The sequence below is a fragment of the Actinophytocola sp. genome (genome assembly GCF_035942955.1).
Taxonomy (GTDB): Bacteria; Actinomycetota; Actinomycetes; order Mycobacteriales; family Pseudonocardiaceae; genus DASYTH01.
Genome location: NZ_DASZCQ010000347.1, coordinates 1 through 15,573 on the forward strand (window position 1 = coordinate 1; position 15,573 = coordinate 15,573).

Below are 15,573 nucleotides of genomic sequence, written 5' to 3' on the forward strand. Positions count from 1 at the left end.
GGCCACAAAGGCGGTCCGCCCGGCCTCCACGACCGTGACGTGGTGGTAACCCGGCGGCGCATGCAGTTGATCAGGGTTAATGCGAGTGATCTTCGCCGTCATGCGGCCAAGCATGGTTCAACGGCCCAGTGGAGCGCACCCGAGTTTGACAGCGTGACGCACGGTCATCGCCAGAAGAGGACGTTCAGGTCGATCGGGCCAATGTTCCGTGACACTTCCTGCGATTGGCCGCTCGTCGGGGCAGTTGCTCAGGACGTCGTCGTGCTTGATCGAGTTGCGCCAGCGGTTGGATGAGCGCATGACGGTGTCTCGGGACACTGCGGTCGTCGAGGACGCTGTCATGGCGTGGATTGAGCGGACCGGGACGCGGTCATGGCCGGTTCGCTGCCCGAAGCCGAACAGGGCACAACATTGCAGGACCCAAGATTGATCAAGGAGTGGGCCTACGCATCAGCATACGAACCGTTCGGGCGCCCAGCGCCCGAACATGCGGGGGTCTGGGGGTCGTCCCCCAGAAGATACGACGAGCGACGTGGTCCGCGGACACGTCGCCCGAGCAAGTGGAGCTGACGGGGCTCGAACCCGTGACCCCCACACTGCCAGTGTGGTGCGCTACCAGCTGCGCTACAGCCCCTTGGTGCGTCGTACACGGTACCTGACGGGATGGGGTGGGGTGTAGCCGGGTTGTTGCTCGACCGTGGGGATGGAGCGGGTGCTGCTGGTGGAGCGGTTGCTGGCAGCGGGCGGGGTGCAGGAGCGCGGCGGAGGGACATGGGGGTGGGCAGTGGAGTGGGGGAGGTTGGACAGCATCACCGAGCTGTCGATGGTGAGCAGGGCGGACCTGTGGACACGTTGTCCGGAGGGGCGGCCGACGCCGGAGGACCGCCGGGACCACGCCCGGCCGCAACTGCGGGTGATGGCCGGGTCGACCGGTCGCGGCGAGCACACCGAGCACCTCGGAGCACGCCCTGCGGGAGCGGCTGGGATCACCTGCGTGCTGGCGGCCGGGCGGCGGGTCGCGCACCGAGGTGGAGCACGGCCCGGTGGTCGGTGGGTGCGCCGCCGATCCCGGGGCTGGGCGATAGCTAGCCGGCGCTGACCAGGTTGTCGAGCCATCGCGGGTCGGAGGTGTCGACCACCTTCTGCCCCACGGCGACGGTCGGCGTGCCGAACCCGCGCTGGCCGTTGCCGAAGTCCTGCTGAAGGTACGGGGCGGTGGTGGCCTGCTGCTCGGCGGCTTGGATGTCCGCCTCGTACCGGCCATTGTCTATACAGGACTTGAAGTCGGGGCCGGTGATGCCGAGCCGGGCGCCGAGGTCGGCCAGTTGGCCGTTGTCGTAGCCGCGGGCGCCCTCCTCGGGCTGCGACTCGTAGAGGCTGTTGTGGAACGCGGGGAACTTGTTCGCGTCGGCGGCGCACAGCCCGGCGTTGGCGGCGTCCAGCGAGTAGCCGGGCGGATCGGACCGGTCGTTGAGGATGGCCAGCATGTGGTAGCGGACCCGCACGCTGCCGTCCTTGAGCTTGGCCTCGATCGCCGAGCCGTTGGCCGTCTCGAACGCCCGGCAGGCGGGGCACAGGAAGTCCTCGTACAGATCGATGGTGACCTTCGCGTCGGGCTTGCCCGCCACCACGACGGCGCCGTCGCGACTCACCGGGTAGTCGGCGGAGACCGGCTGCGGCGCGATGGTCTGGCCCTCGGTCTTGTTCTTCTGCGCGTTGGTGTACAGCACGCCGCCGAGCACCGCGCCGGCCAGCAGCAGCACGACGACCACGCCGATGATGATCTTGGTGCGGTCACTCCCGCTCGCGCGCGCCGACGCGACTGCCCGGCTCCCCGCCGTCCGCTGCTGCTGCCGCTTCTTCCGAGCGCTGCGTTCCGCTCCGCCCACCGATTCGCCCTTCCTCACGTTCACCGAACATGCCGTCCGCGGACACCAGCGTCCTCGGTCGCACCAGGAGCCACCCGGCGAGCAGCAGGAACCCGACGTCCCGGGCGATCTCCTGCGGGTACCGCGTCTGCCCGGCCGGCACCTGACCGCCCCCGCCGAAGCAGCCGCAGTCGATGGTCAGCCCGCGCGCCCAGGACTGCGTCACCGCCCCGATGAACGCCAGCAGCACCACCGCCGAGACCAGCGCGACCAGCCGGGTGCCCAGCCCGACCAGCAGCAACACCCCGAGCGCCAGCTCCAGGAACGGCAAGGCGGCGGCAACGGCACTGGCCAGCCCGGCGGGCAGCAGCTCGTAGGCCTGCACGGCGATGTAGGTCTGGTTGAGATCACTGACCTTGATCGCACCCGAGATCAGCCACACCGCGGCGAGTCCGAGCCGGACGAGCGTGCCGATCCCGTCAAGCACACGAACCACGCCGAGAGGCTACCGGTCGCGGCTGAACGGATCCTGAGAAACCGCGTCACCCCATGCGGTGAACCGCGGACACGACTGAAGGTGGCCATCGCACACCTCGCGATGCGATGGCCACCTTCAGCCTTTCTCCCTCCGTCAGACGCCTGCCTTGCCTCCGGTCGGTGTGGAGGCGAACCAGGTTCCGTCGACGCCCTGGCCAAATGTGTCGCACGGCTTCTTGTCCTTGAAGAACGTGTAGAGCGCCCAGCCGCCGACGGTGACCTGCTTGCTGCCGTCGGCGCGCAGCGTGGTGCCCACCAGCGCCGGGTCGACGCCCTTGAGGTCGAGCGTCGCGCCCTCGGGCATCAGCAGCGGCGGCCACTTGACCGCGCACTCGCCCTCGCAGCTGGACTTCGCCGGGTTCTTGCCGTCGGTGTCGAAGCGGTACAGGGTCATGCCCTCGGCGTTGGTCAGGATGTCGCCGAGCGGGTTGACGGGCATCACGACGATCGACACGGTCTTGGCTGCGTCGGCCTTGCTGGCGGCCTTCTTGCCGTCCGGAGTGAACGCGAACCACTGGCCGTTGGCGCCCTGCCCGTTGACGTCGCCCTCCTTGGTGTCCCGGGCGTTGGTGTATCCGGGCCAGCCGCCGATGGTCAGCTGCTTCTTGCCGTCGGCCCTGGTGACCGTGCCCAGCAGCGCCTTGTCGACGCCGTTGACCTCGAGGTTGGCCGGGTCGTCCACCAGCACCGGCGGCCACGCCTCGGCGCAGTCACCGTCGCAGTTGGACTTCGACGGCTCCTTGGTGTCCTTGTCCGACCGGTAGATCGTGCGCCCCAGCTCGTTGACCACGACCGTGCCAAGTGGACCCGCACTCGCCACGCCCAACTTGCTGGCCAGCGCGGTGGTCTGATTGCCGCCCTGCGGCGCGGCCCCGTAGTCGTCCCCAGGAGCGGCGGCGGCAGCGGGCTCCACGGCGTCCCCGGCAACCGCGTTGCCCTGCCCGCACGCGGCCGCGGCGCCCAGGGCAAGGGCCGCCATGGCTCCGGTGAGCGCCCGTACCCACTTCATGACATCTCCTCTTGGTGCGTCTGTCGTCAAGCGCGGACGCAACACACACGAGCGTCATGGGGGACCGGTTCACCGGTTCGGGGAATTTCCGTCAGCCGGTGGCGCGGCGACGCACCGCGCCGGCCGGACGCGGCGGCGACCAGCTCTCCGGCCGGCCGGTCTCGGTCAGGATCGGCTGCGGCGTGTTGTGCCGCTCCCACCGGCGGTCCCACGGCCAGGCGCCGTCCGAGTCCGGCCAGATGAGCTGCAGGACCGGGAACCCCCCGTCGGGGTAGAAGTCGAACGCGCTCACCAGCCACTGCCGGTACAACGCCGGGGCGACGACCTCGAGCATCACCGCCGCGCCCGGCACGATGCCGGGATACGGGCCGCCGGGCGCGAACCGCCGGCCCGACTCGGTCAGCTCGGCGTACCGCTCGATCGCCGCCACGGCGTGCCGGACCGGCGCCCCGACGACGATCAGCTCCGGCGCGCGCCGGAAGGTCCACAGGCCGACCGAGTACACGAAGCCCGGCGCCACCCAGGTGCGGTCCCGCGCGCGCTCCTCGCGCACGCTGACCATCGTGTAGTCATGCTGGGCGATCCGGGCCAGGAACTCCCGGCGCACCTGCTCCTCGGTCTTTCCGTCGCACACGTCGCACATCGAGTGTCTCCCCACCGCCAGCGAATCTGTCGAACGCATGTTCGCACACCACACCGACAAGATCCACTCGGGCCCGGGTCACCAGGTGTCGACGTGCGGCCGCCGCTTCCCCGGCCCGGAACCGGCGGCCGCGGAGGCCAGCGTCGCGGTGATCCACGTGCGGGTCTCCGCCGGGTCGATGACGTCGTCGACCTCGAACATCGACGCCGTGTTGAGCGCCTTGCCGTGCTCGTAGGCCTGCCGCACCATCTCCCGCTCGGCGGCCGCCCGCCGCTCCGGGTCCTCGATCGCGGCCAGCTCGCGGGCGAAGCCGAGCCGCACCGCGCCCTCCAGGCCCATCCCGCCGAACTCGCCGGTCGGCCAGGACACCGTGGCCACCGGCACCTTCAGGCTTCCGCCGGCCATCGCCATGACCCCGAGCCCGTACGCCTTGCGCAGCACGACGGCGCAGATCGGCACGCTCAGGTTGGCCCCGACGACGAACATCCGGCCGAAGTGCCGCACGGTGGCGGTCCGCTCGGCCTCGGGCCCCACCATGAACCCCGGCGTGTCACACAGCGACACGACCGGCAGCCCGTGCGCGTCGCACAGCTGCAGGAACCGGGCGGCCTTGTCGGCGGCGTCGGCGTCGATGGCACCGCCGAGGTGCATCGGGTTGTTGGCGATCAACCCAAGCGGGCGCCCGTCAACCCGCACCAGGGCCGTGACGATCCCGACGCCGAACTCCGACCGCAGCTCCAGCACCGAGTCGGTGTCGGCCAGCGTGTCGATCACCGTCCGCACGTCGTAGGCCCGCACCCGGCTCTCCGGCACCGCCGCCCGCAGCGCCCGCTGGTCGGAGCAGCTCCAGTCGGACGCCGGCCCCTGGAAGTACGACAGGTAGCGGCGCGCCACCCGGACCGCCTCGGCCTCGTCGGCCACCGCCACGTCCACCACGCCGTTGGGCACCTGCACCGACAGCGGGCCGATCTCCTCCGGCGCGTACACCCCCAGCCCACCGCCCTCGATCATGGCCGGGCCGCCCATGCCGATCGTCGCGTCCCCGGTCGCGATCACCACGTCGCAGCAGCCGAGCAGCGCGGCGTTGCCGGCGAAGCAGCGCCCTGACACGACGCCGACCAGCGGCACCAGCCCGGACAGCCGGGCGAACAGGTGGAACGACGGCACGTCCAGCCCGGCGACGGTGGGCACGTCGGTGTCGCCGGGACGGCCGCCGCCACCCTCGGCCAACAGCACCACCGGCAGCCGCTGCCGCGCGGCGAGGGTGAACATCCGATCCTTCTTGGCATGGTTGTACGCGCCCTGCGTGCCGGCCAGCACGGTCGCGTCGTAGGCCAGCACGACGCACCGCGACCCGTTCACCTCGGCCACCCCGGTCACCAGCCCGTCGGCCGGGGTGCGCGCGATCAGCTCGTCGAGGCCCCTCCGCTGCCGCTGGGCGGCCACCACCAGGGCGCCGTACTCGACGAAGGTGCCGGGGTCGCAGAGGTCGGCCAGGTTCTCCCGGGCGGTGCGCTGGCCGCGCTCCCGCCGGCGGCGCACCGCGTCCGGCCGGTTGGCGTCCAGCCCGACCTCGTGCCGGCGCCGCACCTCGGCCAGATCCGCCCGCAGGTCGCCGAGGTCGGCGGGCTCGGCCACCGGCTCGGCTTCGGCCCCGTCCACCGGATCGAGCGCGAGCAGCGGCTGATCCTGCTTGACCGCCTCGCCGGCGGCCACCTCGACCGCGGCCACCACACCGGCGGCCGGCGCCCGCACGAGATGCTCCATCTTCATCGACTCGAGCACCACGACCTGCTGGCCGGCCCGCACCTCGTCGCCCGGCCGGACGTCCACCCGGACCACCGTGGCGGCCATCGGGGCCAGCAGTTTCTCCTGGTCCACCGGGCCTTCCTACCAAAATCGCACAACTCTCGTTAACATCGGACGTCTTCGATGGCAGTTCGACACACGCACTTGCCAGCATGGACGCCGGCGGCTATACATCAGGGCAATGATCCGATGTTTTCGTGAGGGGGCTCGATGAGGCTGCTCCGAATCGGTCCAGTGGGCGGGGAACGGCCGGCCGCGCTGGACCGCGAAGATCGCCTGCTCGACCTGTCCGGCCTGGTCAGCGACATCGACGGGGCGTGGCTGGCCGGCGACGGGACCGAGCGCGTCCGAGCTGCCGTCGAGGCCGGCGAGCTGCCCGAGCTGGACCCGCCGGCGCGCATCGGCCCGCCGATCGCCCGGCCGGGGAAGGTCGTCTGCATCGGGCTGAACTACTCCGACCACGCCGAGGAGACGCACGCGGAGAAGCCGGCCGAGCCGGTGCTGTTCATGAAGGCCCCCAACACCGTCATCGGCCCGAACGACGAGGTCCTGATCCCGCGCGGCAGCTCCAAGACCGACTGGGAGGTCGAGCTGGCCGTGGTGATCGGCCGCACCGCCCGCTACGTCGAGGACGAGGCCGCGGCGCTGCGCTGCGTCGCCGGCTACGCGATCTCCAACGACGTGTCCGAGCGGGAGTTCCAGCTCGAGCGCGGCGGCACCTGGGACAAGGGCAAGTCGTGCGAGACGTTCAACCCGCTCGGCCCGTGGCTGGTGACCGCGGACGAGATCCCCGACCCTCAGCAGCTCGCGCTGCGGCTGTGGGTCAACGGTGACCTGCGGCAGCAGAGCTCAACCAAGAACATGATCTTCACCGTGGCCCGGCTGGTCCACTACGTCAGCCAGTTCATGGTCCTGGAGCCGGGTGACGTGATCAACACGGGCACCCCGGCCGGCGTCGCGCTCGGCCAGCCAGATCCGAAGCCGTACCTGCGGGCCGGCGACGTGCTTGAGTTGGAGATCGACGGTCTCGGCCGGCAACGGCAGGTTGTAGGGCAGGCATGAAGCTTGCGGAATGCCTGGCGAGGGAGTTGGCCCACCGCGACGAGGGGCGAGCGGAGCTTGCGGAGCGAGCCATCGATACTCCTGCGGCTCCGAGGAACGAGGAGCCGCAGGCTTGGCCGAGGAACGAGGCCTGCCCGAGGAGCGGTCCGGAGACCCACCACTCGAGGCGACCCACGACGACGGCCAACATGCCCGAGTTGAAAGGCGCGGCTTGATGGTTGCGACGATTACCGGCCTGCGGACGTTCGACATCCGCTTCCCGACGTCCCGCGAGCTGGACGGATCCGACGCGATGAACCCGGATCCGGACTACTCGGCCGCTTACGTGGCGATCAAGACCGACTCCCCGGACGGCCTCGAGGGGCACGGGTTCGCGTTCACCATCGGGCGGGGCAACGACGTGCAGGCGGCCGCGATCCGGCTACTGGAGTCCTATGTGGTCGGTAGGCAGCTGGACGGCACCCTCGCCGACCTCGGCGACATGTGGCGGCAGATGGTGCACGACTCGCAGCTGCGCTGGCTGGGCCCGGAGAAGGGCATCATGCACATGGCCATCTCCGCGGTGATCAACGCGCTGTGGGACCTGAAGGCCAAGCGGGACGGCAAGCCGGTGTGGAAGCTGCTGGCCGACCTGTCCCCGGAGGAGCTCGTGTCCCTTGTGGACTTCCGCTACCTGTCCGACGCGCTCACCCCGCGGGAGGCGCTGGAGATCCTGCGCCGCGCCGAGCCGGGCAAGGCCGAGCGGGAGGCGCGGCTGCGCGAGCACGGCTACCCGGGCTACACCACCACGCCCGGTTGGCTCGGCTACGACGACGACAAGCTGCGCCTGCTGTGCAAGCAGGCCGTGGACGACGGCTTCACCCAGATCAAGCTGAAGGTCGGGGCGAACCTGGAGGACGACCTGCGGCGGCTGCGGATCGCCAGGGACACGGTCGGGCCGGACATCCGGATCGCCATCGACGCCAACCAGCGCTGGGACGTCAGCACCGCGATCGCCTGGGTGCGCGAGCTGGCCCAGTTCGACCCGTGGTGGGTGGAGGAGCCGACCAGCCCGGACGACGTGCTCGGGCACGCCACGATCGCGCGGGCGATCGCGCCGGTGCGGGTGGCCACCGGAGAGCACGTGCAGAACCGGGTGGTGTTCAAGCAGCTGCTGCAGACCGGTGCGATCTCCTACCTGCAGCTGGACGCCGCCAGGGTGGCCGGGGTGAACGAGAACGTGGCCATCCTGTTGCTGGCGGCCAAGTTCGGCGTGCCGGTCTGCCCGCACGCCGGCGGGGTCGGGCTGTGCGAGCTGGTCCAGCACCTGTCCATGTTCGACTTCGTCGCGGTGTCCGGATCGCTGGACAACCGGGTGATCGAGTACGTGGACCACCTGCACGAGCACTTCATCGACCCGGTCACGATCCGCCACGGCAACTACGTCGCGCCGACCGCCCCTGGCTTCAGCGCCTCGATGCGCGCGGAGACACTCGCGCAGTACGCCTATCCCGATGGTCCGGTGTGGAGGGAGGCGAGCTGACCATGAGCGAGTTCGACGGCCTGGTGGCCGTGGTGACCGGTGGCGGCTCCGGGATCGGCCTGGCCACCGCGAGCCTGCTGCACGAGCGCGGGGCCCGGGTGGCCTGCCTGGATCTCGACCCGACCGGCGCGCCGGAGTCTTTGCTGCGCCTCAAGGCCGATGTCACCGATGACGCGTCGGTCCGCGCCGCGATCGAGACCGTGGTGAAGCAGCTCGGCGGCATCGACATCCTCGTCAACAACGCGGGAATCGGCGCGCAGGGCACCATCGAGTCCAATTCGGACGACGAGTGGCGCAGGGTGTTCGACGTCAACGTGTTCGGCATGGTCCGGGTGGCCCGCGCCGCCCTGCCGCACCTGCGCGCCTCGCGCAACGCGGTGATCGTCAACACCTGCTCGATCGCCGCCACCGCCGGCCTGCCCAACCGCGCGCTGTACAGCGCCACCAAGGGGGCCGTGCTGTCGCTCACCCTGGCCATGGCCGCCGACCACGTGGCCGAGGGAATCCGGGTCAACTGCGTCAACCCGGGCACCGCGGACACCCCATGGGTGCGCCGGCTGCTCGACGCCGCCGCCGACCCGGACGGCGAGCTGGCCGCGCTGCGGGCCAGGCAACCCATGGGGCGGCTGGTGTCCGCCCCCGAGGTGGCCGCCGCCATCGCCTACCTGGCCAGCCCGCTGGCCGCGGCGACCACCGGCACCGCGCTCGCCGTCGACGGCGGCATGCAGGGACTGCGGCTGCGCCCCAAGACCTAGACCAGGAGGGACCAATGACGATCTCCCGCACCACCCTGGCCGTCCTGGCCGCCGCGACGCTGCTGCTGAGCGCCTGCAGCAAGGACGAGCCGAGCTCCGGTGGCGCCCCGGCCGGCGGCGGCTCCGGCCCCATCGGCGTCGACTTCCCGCGCGCCGACTCGGACTTCTGGAACGCCTACAACGGCTATGTGCCAAGCAAGGCCGACGAGCTCGACGTGCGGCTGGCCGGTTCGCCGACCAACTCGCAGAACGACATCCAGAAGCTGATCGGCAACGTGGACAGCCTGGTTGCCCAGGGCGCCAAGGCGTTGGTGATCGCACCGCAGGACACCGGCGCGATCGGCCCGAAGCTCGACGAGCTGGCCGGCAAGAACATCAAGGTGGTGAGTGTGGACACTCGCCCGGACACCGGCGCGGTCTACATGGTGGTGCGGGCGGACAACCGGGCGTACGGCCAGAAGGCGTGCGAGTTCCTCGGCCAGAAGCTCGGCGGCAAGGGCAAGGTGATCGAGTTTCAGGGCGCGCTGTCGTCGATCAACGGCCGGGACCGCTCCGAGGCGTTCAAGGAGTGCATGACGAGCAAGTTCCCCGGCATCACCGTGTTCGAGGAGCCGACCGACTGGGAAGGGGCCAAGGCACAGGCCGCGCTGGAGACCCGGCTGTCCACCGACCCGGACATCAAGGGGATCTACATGCAGGCCGGCGGGGTGTTCCTGGACCCGACGCTGCAGGTGCTCAAGGCCCGCAACCTGATCGTGCCGCCGTCCGACCCGCGGCACATCTTCGTGGTGTCCAACGACGGCATCCCGCAGGAGTTCGATGCGATCCGCAAGGGCGAGATCGACGCCACCGTGTCCCAGCCGGCCGACCTGTACGCGCAGTACGGCCTGTACTGGGCCAAGCAGGCGCTCGCCGGCGTCACGCCGAAGGAGGGTCCGTCCGACCACGGCAGCATGATTGTCAAGCTCCCCAACGGGTTCGAGGACCAGCTCCCGGCGCCCCTGGTCACCAAGGACAATGTGGACGACCAGTCGCTGTGGGGCAACAAGAAGCCGTGACGACGACCCCGGTAGTCGAGGCGATCGGCATCGCCAAGCGGTTCGGGCCAACGGTAGCGCTCGCCGACGGCCAGCTGTCCGTGCTGCCCGGTGAGACCCATGCCCTTGTGGGCAGGAACGGGGCCGGAAAGTCCACTTTGGTCGGTGTGCTGACCGGGTTGCTGCGGCCGGACGCCGGCGAGGTCCGCTTCGCCGGCCAGCCCGCTCCCCCGCTCGGCGACCTCGCGGCCTGGCGGGCCAGGGTGGCCTGCGTCTACCAGAAGCCGTCGGTGGTGGGCGATCTCTCGGTGGCGGAGAACCTGTTCCTCAACCGCCAGCCGCGCGGCCGGTTCGGGCTGCTGTCCAAGTCGCGGCTGCGCCGGCGGGCCGCGGAGCTGCTCGAATCCTGGGCCGTGCCGGTCGATCCCGACGTGCCGGCCCGGGAGCTGACCGTCGAGCAGCGCCAGCTGGTGGAGATCGCCGGCGCGCTGTCCCTCGGCGCCCGGTTCGTCATCCTCGACGAGCCGACCGCGCAGCTCGAGCACCGGGCGATCTCGCGGCTGTTCGACCGGCTGCGCGACCTGCGCGCGCAGGGCGTGACGTTCGTGTTCATCTCGCACCACCTACCGGAGATCTACGAGATCTGCCAGCGGGTCACGGTGCTCCGCGACGCCCGGCACGTGCTCACCGCACCGGTCGACGAGCTGAGCCACGACCAGCTCGTCGAGGCGATGATCGGCGAGGCGCGCGGCCTGGTCCGGGTCGGCGCGGACCGCCCGCCCGTGCCCGCGCACGCCGAGCCGGTGCTCGAACTGTCCGGTGTGGCCGTTCCCGGGTTCGTCGGCGGGGTGGACCTGACCGTGCGGCGCGGCGAGATCGTCGGCGTGGCCGGCTCGGCGGCCAGCGGCAAGCGCCAGCTCGCCGAGGCGGTGGTCGGGTTGCGGCCGCGCACCGGCGAGGTGCGGGTGGACGGTCGGCGGCTACCCGCGTCGAACGTGCCTGCCGCGCTGCGCGGCGGGATCGGGTACCTGCCGGGAGATCGCCACGTGGACGGGTTCGTGCCCGGCCTGTCGGTCGCCGAGAACGCGACCATGACCATCGCCGACCGGTTGGGGCCGGCGGGAACCGTGCTACCGCGCCGGCGGGATGCAAAGGCGCGCAAGCTGATCGCCGACCTCGATGTGCACACCGCCGGGCCGGATCAGCCGGTCGCCGAGCTGTCCGGCGGCAACTCGCAGAAGGTGGTGATGGCAAGGGCGCTGGCCAGCGACCCGCGGGTCCTTGTGCTGGTGCAGCCGACCGCGGGCGTCGACGTGCGCTCCAAGGAGTCGCTGCTGGGCGCGGTCGATAGCGAGACGAGGCAGCGCCGCGGCGCGCTGCTGATCTCCGACGAGCTGGCCGACCTGAGCATGTGCGACCGGGTGCTGGTCATGTCGGCGGGCCGGGTGATCGCCGAGCATCCCCGCGGCTGGGACGAGGCCGACTTGGTGGCCGAGATCGAAGGAATCTCCGGATGACTGACGCGACGACGTCCCAGCCCGAGGCGCCGGCCCTGCCCGGCTCCGGGTTCCTCCGGCCGTCGCGGCGGCTGCGGCTCGCGCGCCTGCGGGATCTCGCCCTGATCCCGCCGATCATCGCCCTGGTGATCTACGGCTACGTGACCAACCCGGACGTGTTTCTCACCAAGTCCTACTTCGTCGACTCGGTGCTGAAGAACCTGGCGCCGCTCGCGCTGGTGGTGCTCGCCGAGGCGCTGGTGCTCATCGTCGGCAAGTTCGACCTGTCGCTGGAGTCGATTGTCGGCATCGCCCCGGCCATCGCCGTCTTCCTGGTGATCGGCAAGACCACCGCGCTGGGGGCGCCGTGGCCGACGTGGACGGTGCTGCCGGTCGCGCTGGTCTTCGGGGCGTTGGCCGGGATCTTCAACGGGTTGCTCATCGTCCGGTTCAAGCTCTCGGCGTTCATCGTGACGCTGGCCATGCTGATCACGCTGCGCGGCCTGCAGCTGACCATCGTCGGCGGGGCCACGATGTCCAACCTGGCCAAGCAGGTTCCGCTGCTGGACCACCTCGGCAGCCAGCGATTCCTCACCCTGCCGATCGCCATCTGGATCGTCGCGGCCGCCTTCGCGGTCGGGATCGGTGTGCTCGGCTACACCAGGGTCGGCCGCTCGCTGTACGCGGTCGGCGGCAACCCGGCCGCGGCAAGGGCCGCCGGCATCCGCGTCGACCGGGTGATCTGGCTGACCTTCGTCGTGGCCGGCGTGCTGGCCGCGATCGCCGGGTTGATGCTGTCGGCACAACTCGGCTCGGTGTCGGCGAGCCAGGGCCAGAACATGATCTTCCAGGTGTTCGCGGCCGCGGTGATCGGCGGGATCAGCCTGGACGGTGGGAAGGGCTCGCTGTTCGGCGCGCTGTCCGGGGTGTTGCTGCTGCGGCTGATCGAGGCCGTGCTCGTCCTCGCCCAGGTGCCGGCCGAGCAGATCCAGATGGTGTACGGCCTGGTGATCCTGGTCGCGCTGGTGCTGGCGCGGCTCACTACCGGGAAGGCTCAGGACTGATGCAACGGATTGCCTTGCACACTCGGCTCAAGCCCGGCCGCGAGGCCGACTACGAACGCGAGCACGCGGTGATCCCGGCCGAGCTGGACGCCGCGCTGCGCGAGGCCGGGGTGCACAGCTGGGAGATCTGGCGCGACGGCCGGGATCTGTTCCACCTCGTCGAGGTGGAGGACTACCGGGCGATGCGCCGCCGGCTGGCCGACCACCCGGCCAACGTGCCGTGGCAGGCGAAGATGGCGGAGCTGCTCGAGGTCCAGGACGACTACTCCGGCAACGACATGGGCATCGCAAAGGTATGGGAGCTGCCATGACCGTTTCCCTCGGGTTCGGCGCCGCGGTGATCGGCGGCCTGCACCGCTGGGTCGACGAGGACACCGCCCTCGCGGCCGTGGACACCGCCTGGTCGCTGGGAATCCGGTACTACGACACGGCGCCGCACTACGGCCTCGGGCTGTCCGAACGCCGGCTCGGCCGGGCCCTCGCCGACCGGCCGCGCTCGGAGTACCTGATCTCCACCAAGGTGGGCCGGCTGCTGGAGCCGAGCCCGGAGCGGGCCGGCCAACGCGACGACGGGGGCTTCGACGTGCCCGCCGAGTACCGGCGCGTCTGGGACTTCAGCGCCGACGGCGTGCGCCGCAGCCTCGAGTCCAGTTTGGACAGGCTGGGCCTCGACCGGGTGGACATCGTGCTGATGCACGACCCGGACGACCACTGGGAGCAGGCGGCCGGCCAGGCCTACCCCGCCCTGCACGAGCTGCGCTCCCAGGGCGTGGTGAGCCGGATCGGCGCGGGCATGAACCAGTGGCAGATGCTGGAGCGCTTCGTGCGCGAGACCGACATCGACACGGTCATGCTCGCCGGCCGCTACACCCTGCTCGAGCAGACCGCGCTGGACAGCATGCTGCCGCTGTGTGTCCAACGTGGAGTGTCGGTGCTCGCGGCCGGCGTGTTCAACAGCGGCCTGCTGGCCGTCGACCGGCCGCCGCCGAGCGCGACGTACAACTACGCGCAGGCGCCGGCCGACCTGCACGCCAGGGCGCTGCGAATCGGCGAGGTCTGCGCCAGGCACGGGGTGTCGCTGCCGCAGGCGGCCATGGCGTTCGTCGCCGCGCATCCCGCCGTGGCCTCGGTGGTCGTCGGCGCGCGGACCGCCGAGCAGATCACCCGCAACGCCAAGCTCTTCGCCGCCCCCGTCCCGCCCGCCCTGTGGTCCGACCTGGTCGACGCCGGGCTGCTCCGGCAAGACGCCCCGGTCCCGTCATGATCGTCGACGCCCACCACCACCTCTGGGACCCGCGGATCCGGGACTACCCCTGGATGTCGGGCACCGCCCTCGCGCCCATCCGCCGTCCGTACACAGTGGACGATCTGCGCTCGGTGATCGGTCCCGAGGTGTCGGCGACCGTGCTGGTGCAGACCGTGTCCTCGACGGCCGAGACCGAGGAGTTCCTCGCCGCCGCGTCCGGCAGCGGCGGCCTGATCGCCGGCGTGGTCGGCTGGGTCGACCTCACCGCACCGGACATCCCCGCGGATCCGCTGCTGGTGGGCGTCCGCCATCAGGTGGAGGACGAGCCCGATCCGGAGTGGCTGCTGCACGACGACGTTCTCCGCGGCCTGCGCGCGGTGGGCGCGGCCGACCTGGTCTACGACCTGCTGGTGCGCGCCCCGCAGCGCCCGGCCGCCCTCGAGGTGGTCCGGCGGCTCCCCGACGTGCGGTTCGTCCTCGACCACGCCGGCAAGCCGGGCATCGCCACCGGCGAGGGGGAGCCATGGGCCTCCTGGATCACCGACCTCGCCGCCCTGCCGAACGTCGTCTGCAAGCTCTCCGGCCTGGTGACCGAGGCGACCTGGGACGCATGGACCGCCGACGACATTCGTCCCTACGCCGAGCACGTCCTGTCCGCCTTCGGCGCCGACCGCGTCATGTTCGGCTCCGACTGGCCCGTCTGCGAGCTCGCCGGCAGCTACGCCGAGGTGCTGAAGCTGACCCACGATCTGCTCGACGGGGCGTCGGCGAGCGAGCGGGCGGCCGTCCTGGCCGGCACGGCGCGCCGCACGTACCGGCTATGAGCCGTTGGGCTCGGCTTCGACGAGGGTGCGGCGCAGCCACTGCTCGACGCCGGCGATGTGGACGGTGGCCCAGGAACGGGCCACCTCCGGCTGGCGGGCCTCGATGGCGTCGCAGATGGCGGTGTGCTGCTCGCGCGTCTTGTCGACGGCGCCCTCCTGGGTGAGGCCGCGCCAGATCCGGGCCCGGGTGGTGGGTCCGGACAGGCCGTCGAGCAGCGAGCACAGCACGGTGTTCCCCGAGCCGAGCGCGATGCGGCGGTGGAACTCCAGGTCGTTGGCCACCAGCGCCTCGATGGTGGGCGCGTCGTCGAGCGCGCCGAGCACCTGGCGCAGCTCGACGATCTGCTCGTCGCTCATCGCTGCGGCGGCCATCGCGGTGGCCGCGGGCTCCAGGATTCGGCGGACCTCGAGGAACTCCAGCACGGTGTCGTCGCGGTGGAAGTCGACCACGAAGCTCATCGCGTCGAGCAGCAGGTTGGGCTCGAGGCTGGTGACGTAGGTGCCGTCACCCTGCCGGACGTCCAGCACGCGGATCAGGGACAGGGCCTTCACGGCCTCCCGCAGCGAGTTGCGGGACAGGCCGAGGCGCTCGGCGAGGTCGTTCTCCTTGGGCAGCCGGTCGCCCGGTCCGAGCTCGCCGGTAACGATCATGGCCTTGATCTTCTCGATGGCCTCGTCGGTGACTGGCACGGCAGGTTCCC

At 71.1% G+C, this 15,573-nt stretch carries 15 protein-coding genes and 1 tRNA gene; 9 read left to right on the plus strand and 7 right to left on the minus strand.

Features of this window, described 5'->3' with window-relative positions:
* Positions 1-561: 561 nt before the first annotated feature.
* The 6 genes from VGX25_RS34525 to VGX25_RS34550 form a co-directional block, all read right to left on the minus strand.
* Positions 562-634, minus strand: a tRNA-Ala gene (locus VGX25_RS34525).
* 451 nt (positions 635-1,085) lie between these two features.
* A complete protein-coding gene (locus VGX25_RS34530; protein WP_326922187.1) occupies positions 1,086-1,772 on the minus strand; it encodes a DsbA family protein in 687 nt (228 codons plus the stop codon).
* Positions 1,773-1,794: 22 nt separating this feature from the next.
* Positions 1,795-2,364: a MauE/DoxX family redox-associated membrane protein gene (locus VGX25_RS34535; RefSeq protein WP_414636080.1), complete on the minus strand. Its 570-nt coding sequence runs from the start codon at positions 2,362-2,364 to the stop codon at positions 1,795-1,797.
* Between the two features lie 135 nt (positions 2,365-2,499).
* Complete coding sequence (locus VGX25_RS34540) at positions 2,500-3,414, minus strand: hypothetical protein (RefSeq protein WP_326922188.1); 915 nt, start codon at positions 3,412-3,414, stop codon at positions 2,500-2,502.
* Between the two features lie 91 nt (positions 3,415-3,505).
* The gene (locus tag VGX25_RS34545) at positions 3,506-4,096 is read right to left on the minus strand and encodes a DUF4262 domain-containing protein (RefSeq protein WP_326922189.1); all 591 of its coding nucleotides are present in this window, start codon (positions 4,094-4,096) and stop codon (positions 3,506-3,508) included.
* A gap of 39 nt (positions 4,097-4,135) precedes the next feature.
* Entirely contained in the window at positions 4,136-5,938 is a 1,803-nt protein-coding gene (locus VGX25_RS34550) for a carboxyl transferase domain-containing protein (RefSeq protein WP_326922190.1), read from the minus strand.
* Between the two features lie 138 nt (positions 5,939-6,076).
* Here VGX25_RS34550 and VGX25_RS34555 point away from each other — a divergent pair, with 138 nt between their 5' ends.
* The 9 genes from VGX25_RS34555 to VGX25_RS34595 all read left to right on the plus strand — a co-directional run bounded on the left by VGX25_RS34555 (position 6,077) and on the right by VGX25_RS34595 (position 14,872).
* Entirely contained in the window at positions 6,077-6,928 is an 852-nt protein-coding gene (locus VGX25_RS34555) for a fumarylacetoacetate hydrolase family protein (RefSeq protein ID WP_326922191.1), read from the plus strand.
* A gap of 214 nt (positions 6,929-7,142) precedes the next feature.
* A complete protein-coding gene (locus VGX25_RS34560; RefSeq protein ID WP_326922192.1) occupies positions 7,143-8,450 on the plus strand; it encodes an L-fuconate dehydratase in 1,308 nt (435 codons plus the stop codon).
* Between the two features lie 2 nt (positions 8,451-8,452).
* Positions 8,453-9,205 carry an SDR family oxidoreductase gene (locus VGX25_RS34565; protein WP_326922193.1) on the plus strand — a complete coding sequence of 251 codons (753 nt, stop codon included), beginning with the start codon at positions 8,453-8,455 and terminating at the stop codon, positions 9,203-9,205.
* A gap of 14 nt (positions 9,206-9,219) precedes the next feature.
* Positions 9,220-10,263, plus strand: a complete 1,044-nt coding sequence (locus VGX25_RS34570; RefSeq protein WP_326922194.1) for a sugar ABC transporter substrate-binding protein — start codon at positions 9,220-9,222, stop codon at positions 10,261-10,263.
* Positions 10,260-11,759: a sugar ABC transporter ATP-binding protein gene (locus VGX25_RS34575; RefSeq protein WP_326922195.1), complete on the plus strand. Its 1,500-nt coding sequence runs from the start codon at positions 10,260-10,262 to the stop codon at positions 11,757-11,759. Before VGX25_RS34570 ends, VGX25_RS34575 begins: the two co-directional genes overlap by 4 nt.
* Complete coding sequence (locus tag VGX25_RS34580) at positions 11,756-12,802, plus strand: ABC transporter permease (RefSeq protein WP_326922196.1); 1,047 nt, start codon at positions 11,756-11,758, stop codon at positions 12,800-12,802. The genes VGX25_RS34575 and VGX25_RS34580 overlap by 4 nt, the downstream gene beginning before the upstream one ends.
* Entirely contained in the window at positions 12,802-13,113 is a 312-nt protein-coding gene (locus VGX25_RS34585; RefSeq protein WP_326922197.1) for an L-rhamnose mutarotase, read from the plus strand. Before VGX25_RS34580 ends, VGX25_RS34585 begins: the two co-directional genes overlap by 1 nt.
* The gene (locus VGX25_RS34590; protein ID WP_326922198.1) at positions 13,110-14,066 is read left to right on the plus strand and encodes an aldo/keto reductase; all 957 of its coding nucleotides are present in this window, start codon (positions 13,110-13,112) and stop codon (positions 14,064-14,066) included. Before VGX25_RS34585 ends, VGX25_RS34590 begins: the two co-directional genes overlap by 4 nt.
* Positions 14,066-14,872, plus strand: a complete 807-nt coding sequence (locus tag VGX25_RS34595) for an amidohydrolase family protein (protein ID WP_326922213.1) — start codon at positions 14,066-14,068, stop codon at positions 14,870-14,872. Before VGX25_RS34590 ends, VGX25_RS34595 begins: the two co-directional genes overlap by 1 nt.
* On the opposite strand, the gene VGX25_RS34600 is transcribed toward VGX25_RS34595, so the two are convergent.
* The gene (locus VGX25_RS34600; RefSeq protein ID WP_326922199.1) at positions 14,867-15,562 is read right to left on the minus strand and encodes a FadR/GntR family transcriptional regulator; all 696 of its coding nucleotides are present in this window, start codon (positions 15,560-15,562) and stop codon (positions 14,867-14,869) included. The genes VGX25_RS34595 and VGX25_RS34600 overlap by 6 nt on opposite strands.
* Positions 15,563-15,573 lie beyond the last annotated feature (11 nt).